Here is a 17,068-nt window from a genome sequence, read left to right as displayed (position 1 = left end):
TGGGTTAGCATGCATTCCATGCCTTGAACGGAGATTCCGATGTCCCTTGCCGTAATTCAGATGGTTAGCCAGGACAATGTCCTGGCTAACCTCGCCAGCGCTCGCCGCCTGCTGGAACAGGCTGCCGAAGGCGGTGCCCGCCTGGCGGTGCTGCCTGAGAACTTCGCCGCCATCGGCCGTCGGGATCTCGCCGAGCTGGGGCGTGCCGAGGCGGAAGGCCGGGGACCGATCCTGCCCTGGTTGCGCCAGGCCGCCCGCGATCTCAAGCTCTGGATAGTGGCTGGCACCCTGCCGCTACCGCCCGACGGCCGGCCTGCGGACAAGGCCAACGCCTGCTCCCTGCTGATCGACGAGCATGGCGAACGAGCTGCGCGCTACGACAAGATCCACCTGTTCGATGTGGACGTCACCGACACTCGCGGCCGCTACCGCGAATCCGACGATTACGCCCATGGCGCACAGGTAGTGGTGGCGGACACGCCGGTCGGTCGGCTCGGTCTGACCGTCTGCTACGACCTGCGCTTTCCCGAGTTGTATGGCGCACTGCGCGAAGCCGGCGCCGAGTTGATCAGCGCTCCCTCGGCCTTCACCGCCGTGACCGGCGCGGCGCACTGGCAAGTGCTGGTACGTGCTCGCGCGATCGAAACCCAGTGCTACCTGCTGGCGGCAGGGCAGGGCGGTATGCACCCCGGCCCGCGCGAAACCTTCGGCCATTCGGCCATCGTCGACCCCTGGGGGCGGGTACTGGCCGAGCGGGCTCAGGGCGAAGCCGTGTTGCTTGCCAGTCGCGACGCGGACGAGCAGGCGGCCATCCGCCAGCGCATGCCGGTGAGCACCCACAGAAGATTCATGACGCCGGCCACTCCCGGGCCGGCGCGTACGGAGAAGTTATGAGCGACGTCTTGTTATCTGTCAGCGAGCATCTGCTGGCACCTGGTGACCTCAGTATCGAGCAGTTGCCGGAAATCCTCGGAGAGCTGGCCGGTCCAGGCATCGACGCTGCCGATCTGTATTTCCAGGGGCAGATTTCCGAGTCCTGGATGCTGGAGGACGGCATCGTCAAGGAAGGTAGCTTCCATCTCGATCAGGGCGTCGGCGTGCGTGCCCAGTCCGGCGAGAAGACCGGGTTCGCTTACAGCAATGCCATCACGGCGGATGCCTTGCGCCAGGCCGCGCGGGCCGCGCGTTCCATTTCCCGTGCCGGGCAGGAAGGGCGGGTGCAGGCCTTCGCCAGCCCGCAGATTACCCGGCTCTACGATTCCAGCAGCCCGCTGGATGTGATCAGCCGTGCCGAGAAGGTCGAGCTGCTGAAGAAGGTCGACGCCGCCACCCGTGCGCTCGATCCACGCATCAAGCAAGTGACTGTGAGTATGGCCGGCGTCTGGGAGCGCATCCTGATCGCCGCCAGCGACGGCAGCCTGGGCGCCGATGTGCGCCCGCTGGTGCGTTTCAATGTCAGTGTGATCGTCGAGCAGAACGGCCGCCGCGAGCGCGGTGGCCATGGCGGCGGCGGACGTACCGACTACCGTTATTTCCTCCAGGAAGACCGCGCCATGGGCTATGCCCGCGAGGCGCTGCGCCAGGCCCTGGTCAATCTGGAAGCTGTTCCCGCGCCGGCTGGTACCCTGCCGGTGGTGATGGGAGCTGGCTGGTCCGGTGTGCTGCTGCATGAAGCCGTGGGCCACGGCCTGGAAGGCGACTTCAACCGCAAGGGCAGCTCAGCCTACAGCGGCCGCATCGGCGAGAAGGTGGCTTCCAGTCTTTGCACCATCGTCGACGACGGCACCCTGGCCTATCGCCGTGGCTCCCTCAGCGTTGACGATGAGGGCACCCCGACCCAGTGCACCACGCTGATCGAAAACGGTGTGCTCAAGGGCTACATGCAGGACAAGCTGAACGCCCGCCTGATGAAGGTGGCGCGCACCGGCAACGGTCGCCGGGAGTCCTACGCGCACCTGCCGATGCCACGCATGACCAACACCTACATGCTGGCCGGCAAGAGCGATCCGCAGGAGATCATCGCCTCGGTGGAACGCGGCATCTACTGCGCCAACCTCGGAGGTGGCCAGGTGGACATCACCAGCGGCAAGTTCGTCTTCTCCACCAGCGAGGCGTACTTGATCGAAAACGGAAAGATCACCACGCCGGTGAAGGGCGCTACCCTGATCGGCAACGGTCCGGAGGCCATGAGCCGGGTGTCCATGGTCGGCAATGACCTGGCACTGGACAGCGGCGTGGGTACCTGTGGCAAGGACGGTCAGTCGGTGCCGGTGGGCGTGGGTCAGCCGACCCTGAAGATCGATGCAATAACGGTAGGCGGGACGGGGGCCTGATGGCGGCCCCCGGAAGGATCAGCGCAAGCCGCGCTTGGCCTCGTCCAGGTCGCGGATGTATTTGAACACCTTGCGCGCGGCGGCCGGTGGTTTGTTGTGGGCCACTTCGTGCTGGGCATGACGGATCAGGCCGCGCAGGTGCTGGCGGTCGGTATCCGGGTAGTCGGCGACGAAGCTTTCCAGGGCGGCATCGCCACCCTCGATCAGACGGTCGCGCCAGCGTTCCAGGGCGTGGAAGCGTTCGTTGTACTCGCGGGTGGAGCTGTCGAGCTGGTCGATCAGGCCGACAATGGCGTCGATGTCCTGCTCGCGCATGAGCTTGCCGATGTACTGGATGTGCCGTTTGCGGGCAACGTGTGCCTTGTGCTTCGGCGCTTCCGCCAGGGCTCGCTGCAGGGCGTCGGTCAGTGGCAGCTTGGCCAGCACGTCGGGCTTGAAGGTCGTCAGGCGCTCACCGAGCTCCTGCAGGGCGTGCAGCTCGCGCTTGACCTGGGTTTTGCTCTTCTCGCCGGAGAAGTCGTCGTCGAGGAATTCAGACATGGGGGTGGTCCAATGGGAAACGCCGCCATGATAACCAGTCGGGGCCGCCTTGTCCGGCCCGGCTGGCGCCGCCGGAGTGCGGTACGTGCGGCGAGGCGCCAGGTTGCGCCCGTCGTGTCGAGGAATTATTGAACTGGAGTGGCTATGAGTGAAGTAGAAGTGGTCGGCCCGGAAGCATTGCCGGAATTGCAGGCGCGGGTCGAGCGCATCCTCGCCGAAGCCCGGCGTCAGGGTGCCAGCGCTTGTGAGGTGGCTGTTTCAGTAGAGCAGGGATTGTCCACCACCGTTCGCCAGGGCGAGGTGGAAACAGTCGAGTTCAACCGCGATCAAGGCTTCGGAATCACCCTGTATGTGGGTCAGCGCAAGGGCTCTGCCAGTACGTCGGCGAGCGGCGACGATGCGATCCGCGAGACTGTGGCTGCGGCCCTGGCCATTGCCAAGCACGCATCCGAGGACGAATGCGCAGGCTTGGCCGACGCGGCACTGATGGCCCGCGATCTGCCGGAGCTCGATCTCTACCATCCGTGGTCCATAACCCCCGAACAGGCGGTGGAGCAGGCGCTGATCTGTGAGACGGCGGCATTCGAGACCGACAAGCGCGTCAGCAAGGCGGACGGCACTACCCTCAACACCCATCAGGGCTGCAGGGTTTACGGTAACAGCCATGGTTTCGTCGGCGGTTATGCCAGCACCCGTCACAGCCTGAGCTGCGTGATGATCGCCGAGAGCCAGGGACAGATGCAGCGCGACTATTGGTATGACGTTAACCGTATCGGCAATCAGCTCGCCGACCCGGTCAGCATCGGACGCCGCGCGGCCGAGCGGACAGCGGCTCGTCTTGGTGCACGTCCGGTACCGACCTGCGAAGTACCGGTGCTGTTCGCCGCCGAGCTGGCAACCGGCCTGTTCGGCAGCTTCCTTGGGGCAATTTCCGGAGGCAATCTCTACCGCAAGTCGTCCTTCCTCGAAGGTGCTCTTGGACAGCGCCTGTTTCCCGAGTGGCTGTCCATCGACGAGCGCCCGCACATCCCGCGCGCGATGGCCAGCGCGGCCTTTGACAACGACGGTCTGGCGACCTACGCCAAGCCATTCGTCGAGAATGGCGAGCTTGTGTCGTACATCCTCGGCACCTACTCCGGGCGCAAGCTGGGCCTGCCCAGCACGGCGAACGCTGGCGGCGTGCACAATCTTTTCGTCAGCCACGGCCAGGAAGACCAGGCCGCGCTGCTGCGACGTATGGGGCGCGGCCTCCTTGTGACCGAGTTGATGGGGCAGGGACTGAACATGGTGACCGGCGACTACTCCCGCGGCGCAGCTGGTTACTGGGTGGAGAATGGCGAGATCCAGTTCCCGGTGCAGGAAGTAACCATCGCGGGAAACCTGAAGGACATGTTCCGCCAGATAGTCGCTGTGGGCAGCGACCTGGAGCTGCGCGGCAACATTCGCACCGGGTCTGTCCTGATCGAGCGGATGACGGTTGCGGGCAGCTGAAGGTTGCTTGGCCAGGGAATGAAAAACGCGCCCAATTGGGCGCGTTTTCACGAGGCGGTAGTGGCAGTCATTCGCCTTCGTCGAACTTATTGTTGATCAGTTCGATCAGGGCGGTGAGGGCGTCGTCGTCCTGGTCGCCTTCGGTATGCAGGTGAATGGGGGTGCCTTTGCCTGCCGCCAGCATCATCACCGCCATGATGCTCTTGCCGTCCACCAGGCTTTCTGGGGAGCGGCCCACGCGAATCTGGCAAGGATAGCGACCGGCCACGCCGACGAACTTCGCCGCGGCTCGGGCATGCAGTCCGAGCTTGTTGATGATGGTGATCTCGCAGGCGGGCATCGCGTTTCCAATCCTTCTAGCTGAGGTCGCGGTGGCGAACCTGGACATTCTTCAAACTGGGTTTCAGCGCGGTGCCCAGACGCTCGGCGACGTAGACCGAACGGTGGTGCCCACCGGTGCAGCCGATGGCGATAGTGACATAAGCGCGGTTACTGGCGGCGAAGCGCGGCAGCCATTTGCTCAGATAGCCGAGGATATCCTGATACATCTCTTCGACATCAGGTTGCCCCGCGAGATACTCGGCGACTGCTGGTTCCAGCCCGGAATGATCGCGCAGCTCAGGCTTCCAGTACGGATTGGGAAGGCAGCGCACGTCGAACACCAGGTCGGCATCCACAGGCATGCCACGCTTGAATCCAAAAGACTCGATCAGGAAGGCGGTGCCTGGCTCCGGCTGGTTCAGTAGTCGGAGCTTGATGCTGTCGCGCAGTTGGTAGAGGTTGAGGTGCGTGGTATCGATCTTCAGATCGGCGAGATCGGCAATGGGGGCCAGAAGTGCTTCTTCGTCCTGGATTGCTTCCGCCAGGGAACGGTTGTCGTTGGTCAGCGGATGGCGCCGGCGCGTTTCCGAAAAACGCTTGAGCAGGGTGGCATGCTCGGCATCGAGGTAGAGCACGTCGCATTTTATGTGGCGGCTGCGGGCTTCGACGAGCAGCTCGGGAAAGCGCTGTAACTGGCTGGGCAGGTTGCGTGCGTCGATGGAGACGGCAACCTGGGGTTCCAGTAGTTCGGTGTGCAGCAGTGCCCGTTCCGCCAACTCTGGGAGCAGTCCGGCGGGCAAGTTGTCGATGCAGTAGAAACCGTGATCCTCCAGTACATCGAGGGCGGTGCTCTTGCCCGACCCGGAGCGGCCGCTGACGATGATCAGGCGCATGGAGAAACCCTAGCGTTCGCTCTGCACGTCCACCACCACCTGGTAGAGGCTGGTGCTGTCGGGCGCCTGGCGCAAGCGTTCACGAACATCGCTGCGGTCGAGCATGCTGGCAATCTGACGGAGCAGTTCAAGGTGCTCATCGGTAGCGGCTTCCGGGACCAACAGGACCAACAGTAGGTCAACCGGGGCGCCGTCGATAGCGTCGAAATCGACTGGAGCGTCGAGCCGGAGCACCGCGCTGATGGGCGAGGTGCAGCCGGTGAGGCGACAGTGGGGAATGGCGATGCCGTTGCCAAAACCGGTGGAGCCGAGTTTCTCCCGGGCTACCAGGCTTTCGAAAATATCCTGGTTGTCGAGGTCGGGGAGATCGCGGGAAACCAGCTTGGCAATCTGTTCCAGTACACGCTTTTTGCTGCCGCCCGGCACGTTCACCAGGGAACGGCCGGGGGTCAGGATTTGCTCGAGTCGAATCATAGGAAGGGGAAGAGTGTCAGCGGGCCGTAGCGCCCTGCTGGCGATTCAACTGCTTTTCCTTGTGTTTGATCAGTTGGCGGTCAAGTTTATCGGTGAGCAGGTCTATGGCGGCGTACATGTCTTCATGTTCCGCATTGGCCACAACCTCCCCGCCGGCGATGTGCAAGGTGGCTTCGATTTTTTGCTTCAGTTTCTCGACCTCCATGATGACTTGCACATTGGTGATCTTGTCGAAGTGGCGCTCGAGCCGGCCAAGTTTCTCGCCGACATAATCGCGCAGGGCGTCGGTCACATCCAGTTGATGTCCACTGATGTTGACTTGCATACCGCTTTCTCCTTATTGCCCGTGTATAAGAGACAGGCTAACGGGCCTGCCACCGGAACACTTTGGCGTGGGTCAATTTCCGCGTCACATCAGTCGCTTCCGTTCGCTGGAAGGCGCTATCCCAAGGGATTCGCGATACTTGGCTACTGTGCGACGGGCCACTTGAATGCCCTGTGCCTCCAGTAAACCAGCGATCTTGCTGTCGCTCAACGGCTTTTTCGGATTTTCCGCTGCGACCAGTTTCTTGATGATGGCGCGGATCGCGGTAGACGAGCATTCGCCGCCTTCCGAGGTACTGACGTGGCTGGAGAAGAAGTACTTCAGCTCGTAGATTCCGCGGGGAGTGTGCATGTATTTCTGGGTAGTTACGCGCGAGATGGTGGACTCGTGCATGCCCACGGCTTCGGCGATGTCGTGCAGGACCAGGGGCTTCATCGCCTCATCGCCGTACTCCAGGAAGCCGCGCTGGTGCTCGACGATCTGGGTGGCGACCTTCATCAGGGTTTCGTTGCGACTCTGCAGGCTCTTGATGAACCAGCGCGCTTCCTGAAGCTGGTTGCGCATGAAGGTGTTGTCGGCGCTGGAGTCGGCGCGGCGGACGAAGCCGGCGTACTGTGGGTTGACCCGCAGGCGCGGCACGGCTTCCTGGTTCAGCTCCACCAGCCAGCGTTCGTTGTGCTTGCGAACGATGACATCCGGTACCACGTACTCAGGCTCGCTGGCTTCGATCTGCGAACCGGGCCGCGGATTCAGGCACTGGATCAGTTCGATGATCTGGCGAAGTTCATCTTCCTTGACCTTCATGCGTCGCATCAGCTGGCTGTAGTCGCGGCTGCCGAGCAGGTCGAGGAGATCGCTGACCAGGCGCTGGGCTTCAGTCAGCCAGGGGGTTCCCGTAGGTAACTGGCGCAGCTGGAGGATCAGGCATTCACGCAGGTCGCGGGCGCCGACGCCGGCGGGCTCGAACTGCTGGATGCGGTGGAGGACGACTTCGACTTCATCCAGTTCGATGCCGAGTTCGGGGTCGAATGCCTCGACGACCTCGGCCAGTGACTCTTCGAGGTAACCATCGTTGTTGATGCAGTCGATCAGGGTGACCGCGATCAAGCGGTCGGTATCGGACATGGGCGCCAGGTTGAGCTGCCAGAGCAGATGGCTCTGCAGGCTCTCGCCAACCGAAGTGCGCGAGGTGAAATCCCACTCGTCGTCATCGTTGCTCGGGAGGCTGCTGGCACTCGTCTGGTAGACGTCCTCCCACGCGGTGTCGACCGGGAGTTCGCTGGGGATGCGTTCGTGCCATTCGCCGTCTTCCATGGCTTCGGCATTGGTCTCGACGCTGGACTCTTGAAAGCTGGTCTCCTGATTGCCGGAGTTGGGCAACTGGTCGCCTTCGGCCATCGGGTCGGAGGTGTCGAAGTCGTCGCCATCCTCCTGCCGTTCGAGCATCGGGTTGGACTCCAGCGCTTCCTGGATCTCCTGCTGGAGATCCAGGGTGGAGAGTTGGAGTAGGCGGATGGCCTGTTGCAGCTGCGGGGTCATCGTCAGCTGCTGGCCCATCTTTAGGACTAGCGATGGTTTCATGGCAGAGGGCTTAGCACCTTATTCGCCGGCGCTTGCGCGCCATCCACTACAGGGCGCCGTAGCGCCACCAGGAAGCAAATTATATGCCTGACCTTGAAGGATTTTCCTAGCTTACGCAACCGGTCTTGTAGGCAAGGCCGCGGGACGCTACAGGCGGAACTCGTGGCCCAGATAGACTTCCTTCACCAACTGGTTGGCCAGGATTGCTTCCGCATCCCCCTCGGCGATCAGTTGTCCGTCACTGACAATGTAGGCCGTCTCGCAAATATCGAGCGTCTCGCGGACATTGTGGTCGGTGATGAGTACGCCGATCCCTTTGGCCTTGAGGTGATGGATGATCTGTTTGATGTCGCCCACGGAAATCGGGTCCACACCGGCGAAGGGCTCGTCCAACAGTATGAACTTGGGGGCAGTCGCCAGTGCGCGGGCGATTTCCACGCGGCGACGTTCGCCACCTGAAAGGCTCATGCCGAGGCTATCGCGGATATGGCTGATATGAAATTCCTGCAGCAGGCTCTCCAGCTCCTTGCGGCGTGCGGCGCGGTCGAGTTCCTTGCGGGTCTCGAGAATCGCCATGATGTTATCCGCCACGCTGAGCTTGCGGAAGATCGAGGCTTCCTGCGGCAGATAGCCGATACCGGCGCGAGCGCGGCCATGCATGGGCTGGTGGGTGACGTCCTGCTGGTCGATCAGGACGCGCCCTTGGTCGGCCTTGACCAGGCCGACGATCATATAGAAGCAGGTAGTCTTGCCCGCGCCGTTGGGGCCGAGGAGGCCGACGATCTGACCGCTGTCGATTGACAGGCTGACATCGCGGACCACCTGACGGCTCTTGTAGCTCTTGGCCAGGTGCTGGGCTTTGAGAGTCGCCATTACTGTGCTTTCTGCTCTTTCTTCTTCGGCTGGATGACCATGTCGATCCGCGGGCGCGGCGTGGTCACGTTGCTGCCGGTGGCGCGGCCTGCGTTGACGATCTGGCGTTGGGTGTCATAGACGATCTTCTCGCCTTCGAAGGTGTTGCCTTCCTGAATCACCTTGGCCTGGTCGAGCAGGATGATGCGCTCGTTGGCGGCGAAGTATTGAATGGTCAGGCCGTAGGCCTTGACTATTTCCTTGTCGACGGCGGGCTTCTGTTCGTAGTACGCGGGTTTGCCCACCGAGGTGAACACCTCGACGTCGCCGTTGGAGTCTTGGGTAATGGTGACAGTGTCGCCGGTGATCTTCAGGGTGCCCTGGGTAATCACCACGTTGCCGCGGTAGACCGCGACGCCCTGCTTGTCATCAAGCTCGGCGCTGTCGGCCTGGACGCGAATCGGTTGTTCGCGGTCCGTAGGCAGTGCCCAGGCGGCAGCACTTCCGAGTGCGGTGCCCAGGCTGAGCAACAGGGGGAGGGTATTAACGAACCTCATGCTGGCCTCTTACGTTGGACTGCAGGATCATCCTGCTGTCATTCAAGTACGCTTTCATTCCTTGTGCCGTGGTCACCCCATTGGCCGCCTCGATTCTAACGGCTTGCTGGGTCTGCGCATATTCCTCGTCGGGGAATACGGTCAGCCGGCTGGTGGTCAGGAGGGTCGGACGGCCCTTGGCGTCGGTGCGGGCCACTCGGACCTTATCGATCAATTCAACTTGCTTGCCTTCGGGGCCCACTTCGCCACGCTCGCTCTGCACGTGCCAGGGAAAAGCCGTGCCGCGATGAAGGAGCAGGTCGGGACTGGTCAGCAGTGTGACATCAGTGGCCTTGATATGTTCGAGGTGTGTAGCCGTCAGCTCGTAGTGAATCTTTCCGTCTTCCTGGAACTGGGTGCTCTTGCCATTTTCCACATAGAAGTCGATGGCGTTTTCACTGCCCGCTGCCGGAGACCGGTCCATGAAGCTTTCAGGGCTGATGTTCCAGTAGCCGAGGGCGACGAGCAGTGCTGCGATGGGAATCAAGACCAGCGCCAGTCGGATATTCTTGGACATGTCAGGCCTCAGAGATAGGCGGCTTGAGCCGCTTCCAGGTTGCCCTGGGCGCGCAGGATGAGTTCGCAGAACTCACGGGCCGCCCCCTCGCCGCCATGTGCCTGCGTGACGCCATGGGCGTGCTGCCTCACGAAGGCGTCCGCATTGGCCACGGCCATGCCTAGACCGACTCGACGGATTACGGGAAGGTCTGGCAGGTCATCGCCTAGGTAGGCGACCTGATCGTGGGTCAGATCGAGTTCCGCGAGCAGGCCATCCAGCACAACCAGCTTGTCCTCGCGTCCCTGGAACAGGTGCTGGATGCCGAGGTTCTGCGCGCGGCGTTCGACGACTTCGGATTGGCGGCCGCTGATGATGGCTGTGCGCACTCCCGTGTTCATCAGCATCTTGATGCCTTGGCCGTCCAAGGTGTTGAAGGTCTTGAATTCGCCGCCTCCGGGGAGGAAGTAGAGGCGGCCGTCGGTTAGTACGCCATCCACGTCGAATACCGCCAGACGAACGGCCTTGGCACGGGTGAGGAGGTCGTTACTCATCAAATCACTCCGGCTCGGGTCATGTCATGAATATGCAGGGCGCCGATGGGGTGGTCGTCTTCGTCGACCACGACCAGCACGTTGATCTTGTGGTCATCCATGATCTTCAGGGCCTCAGCGGCGAGCATGTCCGGGCGTACAGTCTTGCCATGGACGGTCATGACGTCGTCGATGCTGGCCTGGCGCACATCGATGCCTTTATCCAGGGTGCGGCGCAGGTCGCCGTCGGTAAAGATGCCGGCGAGACGGCCATCGTCCTCGTTTACCGCGGTCATGCCCAGGCCCTTGCGGGTCATTTCCAGAAGCGCCTCGCGCAGCGGCGTGCCGCGCGCGACGCTGGGCAGGCTTTCGCCGCCATGCATGATGTTCTCCACCTTGAGCAGCAGGCGTCGGCCCAGCGCGCCGCCCGGATGGGAGAAGGCGAAGTCCTCGGCGGTGAAGCCGCGAGCTTCCAGCAGGGCGATTGCGAGGGCATCGCCCAGTACCAGGGAGGCGGTGGTGGAGGAGGTTGGCGCGAGGTTCAGCGGGCAGGCTTCCTGGGCAACGCGAGCGTCCAGGTTCGCGGCGGCAGCCTTGGCCAATGGGGAATCCGGATTGCCTGTGAGACTGATCAGGGTGATGCCCAGGCGTTTGATCAGTGGCAACAGGGTGACTATCTCGGCAGTCGACCCAGAGTTGGAAAGCGCCAGGACCACGTCGTCGCGGGTGATCATGCCCATGTCGCCATGGCTGGCTTCGGCCGGGTGGACGAAGAACGAGGGGGTACCGGTACTGGCCAGGGTGGCGGCGACCTTTTTGCCGACGTGGCCCGACTTGCCCATCCCGACTACGACTACGCGTCCCTTGCAAGCCAGAATCAGTTCGCAGGCGCGAACGAAATCGGCGTCGATGCGCGGCAGAAGGGCGTCGATGGCCTCGCGTTCGAGTCGGATAGTGCGTTGTGCGGACTTGATGAGATCGCTGGATTGGCTCATGGAGGGCGTGCAGTTGCCGAGGGAAAAGGCGGCGATTATAGCGATAAAGGTGATTTAGCTCACGCGCCAATGCCGTGGAGGCTGTCGCAAAGCTGAACAGACGCTGGTGTGGCCTTGGGAGCGGCAATGGCGCGGTGATATAGTCCGCGCCTTGTTCGGCCCGTCCCGGGCGGGGTGTCCTTGCGTTGGGATGCGTCGTCTTTCAGGGAGGCTGTATCGCAAGGAGTTTAGATGAGCGCCGAAAACGCCTATGCCGTCGAGCTGAAGGGAGTAACCTTCAACCGCGGCACGCGCAGCATTTTTCAAGATGTCGATATCCGTATTCCGCGCGGCAAGGTAACCGGCATCATGGGGCCTTCCGGCTGCGGCAAGACCACGTTGCTGCGCCTGATCGCCGCCCAGCTCAAACCCGCCAGTGGCGAGGTCTGGGTCAATGGACAGAACCTGCCCAAACTCTCCCGTGCCGACCTGTTCGACATGCGTAAGCAGTTTGGTGTGCTGTTCCAGAGTGGTGCGCTGTTCACCGATCTGGATGTATTCGAGAACGTCGCGTTTCCGCTGCGGGTGCACACCAGGCTGCCTGAAGAAATGATTCGTGACATAGTTTTGATGAAGCTCCAGGCCGTTGGCTTGCGTGGCGCCATCGAGCTGATGCCTGATGAACTTTCCGGTGGCATGAAGCGCCGCGTGGCGCTGGCGCGGGCGATTGCACTCGATCCGCAGATATTGATGTATGACGAACCGTTCGTCGGTCAGGACCCCATTGCCATGGGCGTACTGGTGCGCTTGATTCGCCTCCTCAACGATGCGCTCGGAATTACCAGCATCGTGGTCTCCCACGACCTGGCGGAAACTGCGAGCATCGCGGACTACCTCTACGTAGTCGGCGATTCCCAGGTACTGGGGCAGGGAACCCCGGATGAGCTGATGAATTCCGATAACCCGCGTATCCGCCAGTTCATGAAAGGCATCCCGGACGGTCCGGTGCCCTTCCATTTCCCGGCACCGGATTACCGCAAAGACTTGCTGGGGGGGCGCTGATGCGCAAGAAATCCTTGCTCGAGCGCATTCGCCTGCTCGGGCGTTCCGGTCTGGATGTGCTGGAAGCGCTAGGGCGCTCCACCCTGTTCCTGATCCATGCCCTGTTTGGCCGCACCGGCGTGGGCAACGGCTTTCAGTTGCTGGTCAAGCAGCTCTACGCCGTTGGTGTGCTGTCGTTGGCGATCATTGTGGTCTCCGGCGTCTTCATCGGCATGGTGCTGGCCCTTCAGGGCTATAACATCCTGGTCGACTACGGATCCGAGCAGGCAGTGGGCCAGATGGTTGCACTGACTTTGCTGCGTGAGCTTGGGCCAGTGGTGACCGGTCTGCTCTTCGCTGGACGCGCCGGCTCGGCGCTGACGGCCGAGATCGGCAATATGAAGTCCACCGAACAACTCTCCAGCCTGGAGATGATCGGTGTCGATCCGCTCAAGTACATCATTGCACCGCGCCTTTGGGCGGGCTTCATCTCGATGCCGCTGCTGGCGATCATCTTCAGCGTAGTGGGCATCTGGGGCGGCGCTATGGTTGCCGTGGACTGGCTGGGAGTCTATGAGGGCTCTTTCTGGTCCAACATGCAGAACAGTGTGCAATTCACCGAGGATGTGCTGAACGGCGTGGTCAAGAGCGTCGTATTCGCCTTCGTGGTGACCTGGATCGCTGTGTTCCAGGGCTATGACTGCGAGCCGACCTCGGAAGGGATCAGCCGCGCAACGACTAAAACCGTGGTCTACGCCTCGCTGGCCGTGCTGGGGCTTGACTTCATCCTGACCGCCTTGATGTTTGGAGATTTCTGATGCAAATCCGCACCTTGGAAATTGGTGTCGGCCTGTTCCTCCTGGCCGGTCTGTTGGCCTTGCTGCTTCTAGCCCTGCGGGTCAGCGGTCTGTCTTATGGCGCCAATGGCGACACCTACAAGCTTTACGCGCATTTCGACAATATTGCCGGTTTGACTGTCAGAGCAAAGGTAACCATGGCTGGTGTAACCATCGGCAAGGTTACGGCTATCGACCTGGATCGCGACAGCTACACCGGCCGCGTCACAATGGAAGTCGAGAAGCGTGTGGATAATCTGCCCGCCGACTCTACGGCATCCATCCTCACTGCCGGCCTGCTGGGTGAGAAGTACATTGGCATCAGTGTCGGTGGTGATGAGGAGTTGCTCGCAGATGGCGGCACCATCCGCGACACCCAGTCGGCCCTGGTGCTGGAAGATCTGATCGGAAAGTTCTTGCTGAACACGGTCAATAAAGAGAGCAAATGAGGACTCGAGACATGATCAAAGCTCTGCGAAACGGCCTGTTGGTGCTGCTGGCGGCTCTGCCCCTGCTGGCCACGGCTGCGCCGAGTGCGCGCGATGTGGTGCAACAGACCACTGACCAATTGCTGGCTGACCTCAAGGCAAACAAGCAGCAGTATCGCAGTGACCCGAATGCATTCTACGAGGCCCTGAACGGCATTCTCGGTCCGGTCGTGGATGCCGATGGCATCTCTCGCAGCATCATGACCGTCAAGTATTCGCGCAAGGCCACGCCCGAGCAGATGACCCGCTTCCAGGAGAACTTCAAGCGCAGCCTGATCCAGTTCTACGGAAACGCCCTGCTTGAGTACGACAACCAGGAAATTCGGGTGCTGCCAACCAAGAAGGAAGACCCCGAACGCACCAGTGTGGGAATGGAGGTCAAGGACAGCAAGGGCACGGTCTACCCGGTCTCCTACACCATGGTGAACGTCAATGGGCAGTGGATGCTGCGCAACGTGATCATCAATGGCATCAACATCGGCAAGCTGTTCCGCGATCAGTTCGCCGATACCATGCAGCGCAATGGCAATGACCTCGACAAAACCATCAACGGTTGGGCTGAGGTGGTCGCGAAGGCTAAGCAGTCTGATGAGGCCAAGCAGGCGGGCGGACAATGAGTGAGGCGCGTATCGAACAGGCCGCTCCGGGCGAGTTGCGTCTGGTTGGTGTGCTCGATTTCAGCACTGGACCGCAGCTGCGTGAGGCGGGCAAGCAGATGATCCGTGCCAGTAAAGGCGCAGGCCTCCTGCTGGACTGCTCCGCAGTAGAGAAGACCAGCAGCGTCGGCCTCGCCTTGCTGCTGGCCTTCATGCGTGACGCCGAGGCTGCCGGAAAGGCGGTGACGGTGCGTGGAATGCCCGAGGATATGCGGCAGATCGCCGAAGTATCTGGAGTGACCGAGCTGCTGCCGCTAGAGGCTTGAGCCGGTCCGACGGCCCTCCGTCAGGCCCCGCGCGCGCGGGGTTCGCAGGCGGAGGGCTTTTTTGTATCATGGCCGACCCGCGCGCGTTGGGCGCCGATTGAGGTTGAGCATGCAGGCCGTAGAAGTGAAAAGCCTCCTGGAGGCGAAACTGCCAGGTACTCAGGTGGAAGTTGAAGGGGAAGGCTGCAACTTCCAGTTGAACCTGATCAGCGATGAGCTGGCCGGCCTGAGCCCGGTGAAGCGTCAGCAGCAGGTATACGCCCACCTGAATCCCTGGATTGCTGACGGCAGCATCCATGCTGTCACCATGAAATTCTTCAGCCGGGCCGCCTGGGCCGAGCGCTCCTGAGCTCCGCTGCCGAGAGAACTATGGACAAACTGATTATTACTGGCGGTCAACGCCTCGATGGCGAGATCCGCATTTCCGGCGCAAAGAACTCCGCGCTGCCGATCCTGGCCGCTACCCTGCTGGCCGACACTCCGGTCACTGTGGCCAACCTGCCACACCTGCACGACATCACCACCATGATCGAGCTCTTCGGTCGTATGGGCGTGCAGCCAGTGATCGACGAGAAGCTGGCCGTAGAAGTGGACGCCAGCAGCATCAAGACCCTGGTCGCTCCCTACGAGTTGGTCAAGACCATGCGTGCTTCCATCCTGGTGCTTGGCCCCATGGTTGCCCGCTTCGGCGAGGCCGAAGTGGCCCTGCCTGGTGGCTGCGCCATTGGTTCGCGCCCGGTCGACCTGCACATCCGTGGTCTTGAGGCCATGGGGGCGAAGATCGATGTCGAGGGTGGTTATATCAAGGCCAAGGCTCCGGCCGGCGGCCTGCGCGGCGCCAATTTCTTCTTCGATACCGTCAGCGTGACCGGCACCGAAAACATCATGATGGCTGCTGCCCTGGCCAACGGTCGTACTGTGCTGCAGAACGCCGCTCGTGAACCGGAAGTGGTTGACCTGGCCAATTGCCTGATTGCCATGGGCGCTCAGATCCAGGGCGCTGGTACCGATACCATCACCATTGATGGCGTCAAACGTCTGGGCGGCGCGCGCTACAACGTAATGCCCGACCGTATCGAAACCGGTACCTACCTGGTGGCTGCCGCCGCCACTGGTGGTCGCGTCAAGCTCAAGGACACCGATCCGACCATCCTCGAAGCCGTGCTGCAAAAGCTCGAAGAGGCCGGTGCCCACATCAACACCGGCAACAACTGGATCGAGCTGGACATGAAAGGCAACCGCCCGAAAGCGGTTAACGTCCGTACTGCCCCTTATCCAGCGTTCCCCACCGACATGCAGGCCCAGTTCATCTCCATGAACGCCGTGGCTGAAGGCACCGGTGCGGTGATCGAGACGGTGTTCGAAAACCGCTTCATGCACGTCTACGAAATGAATCGCATGGGCGCTCAGATCCTGGTTGAAGGCAACACCGCCATCGTTACCGGCGTACCGAAGCTCAAGGGTGCACCGGTCATGGCCACCGACCTGCGTGCTTCCGCCAGCCTGGTAATCGCCGGCTTGGTTGCCGAGGGCGATACTCTGATCGACCGCATCTACCACATCGATCGTGGTTACGAGTGCATCGAAGAAAAACTGCAGTTGCTCGGCGCCAAGATCCGCCGCGTGCCGGGTTAGGTCGTGTTATCGGCCGGCCCTGAACTGGGCCGGCCAGTAGCGACCGCGCAACAGGCCCCGAACGGGCCGTAGCCAAGGAAATCCAGTTTCATGCTCACCATCGCACTGTCCAAGGGCCGCATTCTCGACGACACCCTGCCGTTGCTCGCCGAAGCCGGCATTGTGCCCACCGAGAATCCGGACAAGAGCCGCAAGCTGATCATCCCTACCACTCAGGACGATGTGCGCTTGCTCATTGTGCGTGCCACCGACGTGCCGACCTACGTCGAGCACGGCGCCGCCGACCTCGGCGTTGCCGGCAAGGATGTGCTGATGGAGTACGGTGGCCAGGGACTTTATGAGCCTCTGGACCTCAGGATCGCCTGCTGCAAGCTGATGACCGCCGGTGCGATTGGCGCACCGGAGCCCAAGGGTCGCCTGCGTGTAGCCACCAAGTTCGTCAACGTCGCCAAGCGCTATTACGCTGAACAGGGCCGTCAGGTCGACGTGATCAAGCTGTATGGCTCCATGGAGCTGGCGCCCCTTGTGGGGCTGGCCGACAAGATCATCGACGTGGTCGACACCGGTAACACCTTGCGCGCCAATGGCCTGGAGCCCCAGGAACTGATCGCCACCATCAGCTCGCGGCTGATCGTTAACAAGGCATCGATGAAGATGCAGCACGCACGCATTCAGGCACTGATCGAAGTGCTGCGCAATGCGGTCGAGTCTCGACACCCAAGCTGACACCTTGAGTG

22 protein-coding genes are annotated in these 17,068 nt (G+C 61.8%); 11 read left to right on the top strand and 11 right to left on the bottom strand.

Translation table 11 applies throughout. The features are described from left to right. Positions 1-39 precede the first annotated feature (39 nt). Both G559_RS0112320 and tldD read left to right on the top strand, forming a co-directional pair. On the top strand, positions 40-894 hold the full coding sequence (locus tag G559_RS0112320) for a carbon-nitrogen hydrolase family protein (protein ID WP_028628503.1): 855 nt from the start codon (positions 40-42) through the stop codon (positions 892-894). After that, a complete protein-coding gene (gene tldD / locus G559_RS0112315) occupies positions 891-2,333 on the top strand; it encodes a metalloprotease TldD (protein ID WP_028628502.1) in 1,443 nt (480 codons plus the stop codon). The genes G559_RS0112320 and tldD overlap by 4 nt, the downstream gene beginning before the upstream one ends. Before the next feature lie 18 nt (positions 2,334-2,351). On the opposite strand, the gene yjgA is transcribed toward tldD, so the two are convergent. Beyond that, positions 2,352-2,873: a ribosome biogenesis factor YjgA gene (gene yjgA, locus G559_RS0112310; protein ID WP_028628501.1), complete on the bottom strand. Its 522-nt coding sequence runs from the start codon at positions 2,871-2,873 to the stop codon at positions 2,352-2,354. A gap of 144 nt (positions 2,874-3,017) precedes the next feature. Here yjgA and pmbA point away from each other — a divergent pair, with 144 nt between their 5' ends. After that, positions 3,018-4,364 (top strand): metalloprotease PmbA, encoded by a 1,347-nt coding sequence (gene pmbA / locus G559_RS0112305; protein ID WP_028628500.1) that lies wholly within the window; start codon positions 3,018-3,020, stop codon positions 4,362-4,364. 67 nt (positions 4,365-4,431) lie between these two features. Here pmbA and G559_RS0112300 read toward each other — a convergent pair whose 3' ends face one another. From G559_RS0112300 to G559_RS0112255, 10 genes are all read right to left on the bottom strand, one after another. Beyond that, a complete protein-coding gene (locus G559_RS0112300; RefSeq protein WP_028628499.1) occupies positions 4,432-4,704 on the bottom strand; it encodes an HPr family phosphocarrier protein in 273 nt (90 codons plus the stop codon). Between the two features lie 16 nt (positions 4,705-4,720). Continuing rightward, positions 4,721-5,578, bottom strand: a complete 858-nt coding sequence (rapZ, locus tag G559_RS0112295; RefSeq protein WP_028628498.1) for an RNase adapter RapZ — start codon at positions 5,576-5,578, stop codon at positions 4,721-4,723. Positions 5,579-5,587: 9 nt separating this feature from the next. Next, entirely contained in the window at positions 5,588-6,052 is a 465-nt protein-coding gene (gene ptsN, locus G559_RS0112290; RefSeq protein WP_028628497.1) for a PTS IIA-like nitrogen regulatory protein PtsN, read from the bottom strand. Positions 6,053-6,068: 16 nt separating this feature from the next. Then, positions 6,069-6,377, bottom strand: coding sequence for a ribosome hibernation-promoting factor, HPF/YfiA family (gene hpf, locus G559_RS0112285; protein WP_028628496.1), 309 nt, complete (start codon positions 6,375-6,377; stop codon positions 6,069-6,071). Positions 6,378-6,461: 84 nt separating this feature from the next. Further along, positions 6,462-7,958: an RNA polymerase factor sigma-54 gene (locus G559_RS0112280; RefSeq protein ID WP_028628495.1), complete on the bottom strand. Its 1,497-nt coding sequence runs from the start codon at positions 7,956-7,958 to the stop codon at positions 6,462-6,464. Between the two features lie 147 nt (positions 7,959-8,105). Continuing rightward, the gene (gene lptB / locus G559_RS0112275; protein ID WP_016490964.1) at positions 8,106-8,831 is read right to left on the bottom strand and encodes an LPS export ABC transporter ATP-binding protein; all 726 of its coding nucleotides are present in this window, start codon (positions 8,829-8,831) and stop codon (positions 8,106-8,108) included. Further along, positions 8,831-9,367 carry a lipopolysaccharide transport periplasmic protein LptA gene (gene lptA / locus G559_RS0112270; RefSeq protein WP_028628494.1) on the bottom strand — a complete coding sequence of 179 codons (537 nt, stop codon included), beginning with the start codon at positions 9,365-9,367 and terminating at the stop codon, positions 8,831-8,833. The genes lptB and lptA overlap by 1 nt, the downstream gene beginning before the upstream one ends. After that, positions 9,354-9,923, bottom strand: a complete 570-nt coding sequence (gene lptC, locus G559_RS0112265; protein ID WP_028628493.1) for an LPS export ABC transporter periplasmic protein LptC — start codon at positions 9,921-9,923, stop codon at positions 9,354-9,356. The genes lptA and lptC overlap by 14 nt, the downstream gene beginning before the upstream one ends. Positions 9,924-9,931: 8 nt before the next feature. Further along, complete coding sequence (locus G559_RS0112260) at positions 9,932-10,456, bottom strand: KdsC family phosphatase (RefSeq protein WP_028628492.1); 525 nt, start codon at positions 10,454-10,456, stop codon at positions 9,932-9,934. Beyond that, positions 10,456-11,430 (bottom strand): KpsF/GutQ family sugar-phosphate isomerase, encoded by a 975-nt coding sequence (locus G559_RS0112255; RefSeq protein WP_028628491.1) that lies wholly within the window; start codon positions 11,428-11,430, stop codon positions 10,456-10,458. Before G559_RS0112255 ends, G559_RS0112260 begins: the two co-directional genes overlap by 1 nt. Positions 11,431-11,661: 231 nt before the next feature. Between G559_RS0112255 and G559_RS0112250 the strand changes: the two genes are divergently transcribed. The 8 genes from G559_RS0112250 (at position 11,662) to hisG (ending at position 17,057) form a co-directional block, all read left to right on the top strand. Further along, on the top strand, positions 11,662-12,471 hold the full coding sequence (locus tag G559_RS0112250; RefSeq protein WP_028628490.1) for an ATP-binding cassette domain-containing protein: 810 nt from the start codon (positions 11,662-11,664) through the stop codon (positions 12,469-12,471). Beyond that, positions 12,471-13,268, top strand: coding sequence for a lipid asymmetry maintenance ABC transporter permease subunit MlaE (mlaE, locus tag G559_RS0112245; RefSeq protein ID WP_028628489.1), 798 nt, complete (start codon positions 12,471-12,473; stop codon positions 13,266-13,268). The genes G559_RS0112250 and mlaE overlap by 1 nt, the downstream gene beginning before the upstream one ends. Continuing rightward, on the top strand, positions 13,268-13,735 hold the full coding sequence (gene mlaD, locus G559_RS0112240) for an outer membrane lipid asymmetry maintenance protein MlaD (protein ID WP_028628488.1): 468 nt from the start codon (positions 13,268-13,270) through the stop codon (positions 13,733-13,735). The genes mlaE and mlaD overlap by 1 nt, the downstream gene beginning before the upstream one ends. Before the next feature lie 11 nt (positions 13,736-13,746). Beyond that, on the top strand, positions 13,747-14,391 hold the full coding sequence (locus tag G559_RS0112235) for an MlaC/ttg2D family ABC transporter substrate-binding protein (RefSeq protein ID WP_028628487.1): 645 nt from the start codon (positions 13,747-13,749) through the stop codon (positions 14,389-14,391). After that, a complete protein-coding gene (locus G559_RS0112230; protein WP_028628486.1) occupies positions 14,388-14,696 on the top strand; it encodes an STAS domain-containing protein in 309 nt (102 codons plus the stop codon). The genes G559_RS0112235 and G559_RS0112230 overlap by 4 nt, the downstream gene beginning before the upstream one ends. A 109-nt stretch (positions 14,697-14,805) precedes the next feature. After that, complete coding sequence (locus G559_RS0112225) at positions 14,806-15,045, top strand: BolA family protein (RefSeq protein WP_028628485.1); 240 nt, start codon at positions 14,806-14,808, stop codon at positions 15,043-15,045. 20 nt (positions 15,046-15,065) lie between these two features. After that, positions 15,066-16,331, top strand: coding sequence for a UDP-N-acetylglucosamine 1-carboxyvinyltransferase (gene murA / locus G559_RS0112220; RefSeq protein ID WP_028628484.1), 1,266 nt, complete (start codon positions 15,066-15,068; stop codon positions 16,329-16,331). Between the two features lie 90 nt (positions 16,332-16,421). Then, a complete protein-coding gene (gene hisG / locus G559_RS0112215; protein ID WP_028628483.1) occupies positions 16,422-17,057 on the top strand; it encodes an ATP phosphoribosyltransferase in 636 nt (211 codons plus the stop codon). Positions 17,058-17,068 lie beyond the last annotated feature (11 nt).

It is taken from the genome of Metapseudomonas resinovorans DSM 21078, from assembly GCF_000423545.1.
GTDB lineage: Bacteria > Pseudomonadota > Gammaproteobacteria > Pseudomonadales > Pseudomonadaceae > Metapseudomonas > Metapseudomonas resinovorans.
This window is presented reverse-complemented; position numbering and strand designations above follow the sequence as displayed.

Coding starts and splice junctions, on each gene's coding strand:
- ptsN (WP_028628497.1), bottom strand. CDS start 6,052: ATGATTCGACTCGAGCAAATCCTGACCCCCGGCCGTTCCCTGGTGAAC.
- G559_RS0112225 (WP_028628485.1), top strand. CDS start 14,806: ATGCAGGCCGTAGAAGTGAAAAGCCTCCTGGAGGCGAAACTGCCAGGT.
- lptB (WP_016490964.1), bottom strand. CDS start 8,831: ATGGCGACTCTCAAAGCCCAGCACCTGGCCAAGAGCTACAAGAGCCGT.
- lptC (WP_028628493.1), bottom strand. CDS start 9,923: ATGTCCAAGAATATCCGACTGGCGCTGGTCTTGATTCCCATCGCAGCA.
- mlaE (WP_028628489.1), top strand. CDS start 12,471: ATGCGCAAGAAATCCTTGCTCGAGCGCATTCGCCTGCTCGGGCGTTCC.
- murA (WP_028628484.1), top strand. CDS start 15,066: ATGGACAAACTGATTATTACTGGCGGTCAACGCCTCGATGGCGAGATC.
- hpf (WP_028628496.1), bottom strand. CDS start 6,377: ATGCAAGTCAACATCAGTGGACATCAACTGGATGTGACCGACGCCCTG.
- G559_RS0112230 (WP_028628486.1), top strand. CDS start 14,388: ATGAGTGAGGCGCGTATCGAACAGGCCGCTCCGGGCGAGTTGCGTCTG.
- G559_RS0112280 (WP_028628495.1), bottom strand. CDS start 7,958: ATGAAACCATCGCTAGTCCTAAAGATGGGCCAGCAGCTGACGATGACC.
- G559_RS0112250 (WP_028628490.1), top strand. CDS start 11,662: ATGAGCGCCGAAAACGCCTATGCCGTCGAGCTGAAGGGAGTAACCTTC.
- lptA (WP_028628494.1), bottom strand. CDS start 9,367: ATGAGGTTCGTTAATACCCTCCCCCTGTTGCTCAGCCTGGGCACCGCA.
- G559_RS0112300 (WP_028628499.1), bottom strand. CDS start 4,704: ATGCCCGCCTGCGAGATCACCATCATCAACAAGCTCGGACTGCATGCC.
- rapZ (WP_028628498.1), bottom strand. CDS start 5,578: ATGCGCCTGATCATCGTCAGCGGCCGCTCCGGGTCGGGCAAGAGCACC.
- G559_RS0112255 (WP_028628491.1), bottom strand. CDS start 11,430: ATGAGCCAATCCAGCGATCTCATCAAGTCCGCACAACGCACTATCCGA.
- G559_RS0112235 (WP_028628487.1), top strand. CDS start 13,747: ATGATCAAAGCTCTGCGAAACGGCCTGTTGGTGCTGCTGGCGGCTCTG.
- pmbA (WP_028628500.1), top strand. CDS start 3,018: ATGAGTGAAGTAGAAGTGGTCGGCCCGGAAGCATTGCCGGAATTGCAG.
- mlaD (WP_028628488.1), top strand. CDS start 13,268: ATGCAAATCCGCACCTTGGAAATTGGTGTCGGCCTGTTCCTCCTGGCC.
- yjgA (WP_028628501.1), bottom strand. CDS start 2,873: ATGTCTGAATTCCTCGACGACGACTTCTCCGGCGAGAAGAGCAAAACC.
- tldD (WP_028628502.1), top strand. CDS start 891: ATGAGCGACGTCTTGTTATCTGTCAGCGAGCATCTGCTGGCACCTGGT.
- hisG (WP_028628483.1), top strand. CDS start 16,422: ATGCTCACCATCGCACTGTCCAAGGGCCGCATTCTCGACGACACCCTG.
- G559_RS0112320 (WP_028628503.1), top strand. CDS start 40: ATGTCCCTTGCCGTAATTCAGATGGTTAGCCAGGACAATGTCCTGGCT.
- G559_RS0112260 (WP_028628492.1), bottom strand. CDS start 10,456: ATGAGTAACGACCTCCTCACCCGTGCCAAGGCCGTTCGTCTGGCGGTA.